This is a genomic window from Pectinatus brassicae (assembly GCF_014201835.1).
In the GTDB taxonomy this organism is placed as follows: domain Bacteria; phylum Bacillota; class Negativicutes; order Selenomonadales; family Selenomonadaceae; genus Pectinatus; species Pectinatus brassicae.
Genome location: NZ_JACHFH010000065.1, coordinates 1 through 3,939, shown reverse-complemented (window position 1 = coordinate 3,939; position 3,939 = coordinate 1). Strand labels below are relative to the sequence as shown.

Below are 3,939 nucleotides of genomic sequence, written 5' to 3'. Positions count from 1 at the left end.
AATCCTCTAACAGTGCTTTGAGCACCACAAAAACCTATCTCATCAACTAATCGATCAAAAATGCGCTTTGCAGTATGATGTTGTTTTTTATTAGGCTCTAATTCATCATCATGTAAACATTTTTGAATAAACTGGATGATATCCGGTGTCATAATGCTGGCATTGCGTTGATAATCTGCACGAATTCCGGGATAACAATTACCTTGGCAATACTTAGCTACAGTATTACGAGAAATATTCATTTCTTTAGCAATTTGACGCTGACTTTTCTTTTCAATTAAAAATTTACGTCGGATTATTTCATAATCTTGCATAGTGATAATCACCTTACAATCACCCTCTATAATGTCAAGTGGTTCACTTTTTCGCTAGCGTTTTTGTATTAATTGGCTCATTTATAGAATATCATTTACAGTGGGAGGTAAATGATATTCTATAAATTTGATTGGAGGGATATATTATGTCGAATATAGCAATTATTAGTTGCTCAAATGTAAAAAACGAACTTAATTGTCCAGGTACCGGGTGCTTTCATTCATTTGCAAATAATATAGGGGCCTTTAAAAAATATAAAAATAGTAATTCTAATATTGTCGGATTTTCAACATGCGCAGGGTGTCCAACTATTTATGCAGCAGAAAAAATTTTAAATAAAGTGAAACCATTAATTGAACTTAGCCATGCAGATACACCTCATTTTTCTACGTGTATGGTTAAATTTTGTCCGTTTTTAAAAAAATATGCCAATCTCATTAAAGAAAAATATCCGGATATAGTATTGGTATATGGAACAGATGAATCAACATCATTTGAGAATATGAAAAAAATGTTAAGAGATTTACTGATAAATACTGATTGTGATATTACAGAGGCTATAAAAAAATGTAAGTAGCAGAAAACATTTTGATAAGAGAAAAGAGGGGCCTATTGTGATCATGGAGTGTGAGATTGAGTTTAATAAAAATTATCGTTCAGGAGTATATATATAATTTGTTAGCTTTATCGGCAATATCCTGAATTTTATTATCAGGTGATCATATATTATGTTATATCTTATTTTTTAAAGGGTATTATTAGAGAAATATAGAATATTTCAAATGTATCCAGAGTTACATATTTTAAGTTTTATGATTGAGGTATAAACATAAAAATAGGGGTGAATGCTATGAATTGGTTTAATAATTTAAAAATCATGCAAAAACTAGGACTGTTGATTATTATCTTTAGTATTGCCATTGTTGTCGTGGGAAGCATAGGGTATTTGGATTTAAAACAAAGTAATAAATATACTAATGACTTATATCAAGAAAATTTAACCGAAATTGATTTAGCATACCAAAATAGCTTGTATATTGGTCAAATAAGAAGTGACTTATTTGCAATTATGTTAAGTACTAACCCAGAAAAAAATAAACAATTATTCGATAATATTGCCAGTATAAGAAAAATATATGCTGGGAATATTGACCAATTAAATTCGATGTCATTAACTACTAACCAAAAAAATAATATGAATGAATTAAATAAAGTCTTAGTAGATTATAAAGACAAAAATAATACCGCAATGAATCTTGTAAGAGATGGAAAAAATCAGGAAGCATACATATATTATCAAAATAATGTCGAAGAACCGGCTGCTAAAACTACGGAACTATTAAAAAATATAACAATCACAGCCAAAAATGAAGCTAAAGAGATGAAACAAAAATCAGATGCTGATTTGGCTCAAATGCGTATAACTTTTTTACTTATAATTTTAGCATCGATTTTAATTGGTGCAGGATTGGGTTGGATGATTATAAAGCAAGTAATTGGGCGATTAGGTCAGTCTAGTGAGTTTTTAGATAAAATTGCTTCTGGTGATTTTTCTCATGACGTTTTAGAAGAACATCTCAAAGATAAAAGCGAATTTGGTTTTTTAGCAAAATCAATTGACAAAATGAACCGCAATGTGCGGACATTGATTAAGCAATTGCTCGTAACATCTGAACAATTGGCGGCAGCTTCTGAAGAATTAACGGCTAGCGCAGACCAATCTTCTAAGGCAACTAATCAAATTGCAGAGTCTATAACAGAAGTTGCTGCTGGAGCAAATCGACAATTAGAAATAGCTATAGCCACAAATCAAGTTATTGAAGAAATGGCTAAGGGAATTCACCAAGTAACTGAAAATACAGTAGGTGCAGCTGGTTCATCCGAACAAACATCGGAAGCAGCTGTTAAGGGATATCAAGTAATTAATCAAGCCATTGAGCAAATGAAAACGATTGGAGTCAAAACAGATACAACATCGGATGTAATTGAAAATTTAGGCGAAAAATCAAAGCAAATCGATAAAATTGTCAAACTTATTTCAGATATAGCAGAACAGACAAATCTTCTTGCACTAAATGCAGCAATTGAAGCTGCTCGTGCTGGTACAGCAGGAAAGGGATTTGCTGTAGTTGCCGATGAAGTTAGAAAACTTGCTGAACAATCAGCAATGGCTACTAAGGATATTGTATCTATAATTGATGAAGTGCAATTAAAAACACAATCAGCAATAGTATTCATGAACGAAAGTAAACGTGAAGTTGAAAATGGTAGTGAATTAGTAAATATTGCTGGTCGTAATTTTAATGAAATATTAAAAATGGTACAATCAATCTCTGGTGAAATACAGGATATATCAGCGGCGGCTGAGGAATTAACAGCAGGAAGTGATGAAGTAATAACATCTGCACAAAATGTTAAAATAGAAAGTCAAAAAACAGCAGAGGAAACAGAAGTTATTTCTGCAGCGGCTGAACAGCAGTCTTCAGTAATAGAAGAAATAGCCTCTGCAAGCACGCATTTAGCAAAATTAGCGGAAAATCTCCAGGAGGCTATAAATAAATTTAAGGTTTAATAAATAAAATTAAAAAATATTTTTATAAATGGCAAAGTCCCCTATAGAAAATTAATGTTATAGGGGACTTTTATTATTAGAGTCTTTTGAGTAAAAATGAGTGATAGATATTTAATCATTCAAAAAATATAAGAGTTGTCATCAAAATGCTATCGGTGTTAAATATCTAAAGAAACCATGAATTCACTGGTTATTTAAATCAAGTTACATAAGTCGATAATTCTTAGCTCAGCTGATACAGACTTTCGAGAAATTTTCTTACACAAATTCAGTTTTAAAGATTTTGACGATCACTTTAGCCACAGCATTATTATAAGAACTGACTTTAATATTTAACGAGTACCTAATGGAAAATGCAAAACGCACTGCATATAAAAATTTGTCTTAAAATTCCTTTTTTTATAAAAGTGATATCACTTTTATGATATAATATAGTTTATATTAAAAAAAGGTGGTTTTTGTTTTGAGCATCAATGAAGAAAAAAATACGAGATATCCATTAACAATTCCCAGAGAATTAAAATTACAATTAGAAGCACTAGCCAAAGAAAAAAATGTTTCATTGAATAGATTTATAATTGATGTTTTAAGTGGAAAAACAAAAGTTGATCGTTTTGTTAGAGCACTTCGCTTTATGCCCATTCAACGCGGTGATCGCTTTAAATCCCAATATTCAAAATAATATTTTTTGCTACGCCAAATGGATTTATACTGAGCGGTTATTCCACCCGATTTAAGAGCAATTACAGTGGGATATACATCGTTTGTCATTGTAGTATACTATCTAGATTTTTCTCCGTTAAAAAACCGTTAGCCTTTTAGGCAGCGGTTTTTTTATATAAAAAGAATGTAGCATTATTTAATTAAGTGAATCTTGATTTTAATAACAGGAAATAAGTTATGAAAAAAATACTAATGTTTCTGTCCAATATCAAAATACATTAGTTGTTTTTTATCCGTAAATTGCAATAGCAAATTGAACAAAATTTCCAATCTATAATAACTTTCAACAAGCATATATCTTATCCAAGAATGTATCAAAGAGATCCTCT

At 30.6% G+C, this 3,939-nt stretch carries 3 protein-coding genes and 1 pseudogene; 3 read left to right on the top strand and 1 reads right to left on the bottom strand.

The window, feature by feature from the left end; genetic code table 11:
* Nucleotides 1-314, bottom strand: a pseudogene (locus HNR32_RS13500) (IS21 family transposase); the annotation flags it as partial.
* 146 nt (nucleotides 315-460) lie between these two features.
* Between HNR32_RS13500 and HNR32_RS13495 the strand changes: the two are divergent.
* From HNR32_RS13495 to HNR32_RS13485, 3 genes are all read left to right on the top strand, one after another.
* Nucleotides 461-892, top strand: a complete 432-nt coding sequence (locus HNR32_RS13495) for a CGGC domain-containing protein (protein ID WP_183863547.1) — start codon at nucleotides 461-463, stop codon at nucleotides 890-892.
* Nucleotides 893-1,165: 273 nt separating this feature from the next.
* Nucleotides 1,166-2,887, top strand: a complete 1,722-nt coding sequence (locus HNR32_RS13490; protein ID WP_183863545.1) for a methyl-accepting chemotaxis protein — start codon at nucleotides 1,166-1,168, stop codon at nucleotides 2,885-2,887.
* Nucleotides 2,888-3,350: 463 nt separating this feature from the next.
* Nucleotides 3,351-3,569, top strand: coding sequence for a condensation domain-containing protein (locus tag HNR32_RS13485; RefSeq protein WP_183863543.1), 219 nt, complete (start codon nucleotides 3,351-3,353; stop codon nucleotides 3,567-3,569).
* Nucleotides 3,570-3,939: the final 370 nt, after the last annotated feature.

Bases quoted from the DNA above. Each gene is read 5' to 3' on its own strand.
- HNR32_RS13495 (WP_183863547.1), top strand. From the start codon at position 461: ATGTCGAATATAGCAATTATTAGTTGCTCAAATGTAAAAAACGAACTT.
- HNR32_RS13490 (WP_183863545.1), top strand. From the start codon at position 1,166: ATGAATTGGTTTAATAATTTAAAAATCATGCAAAAACTAGGACTGTTG.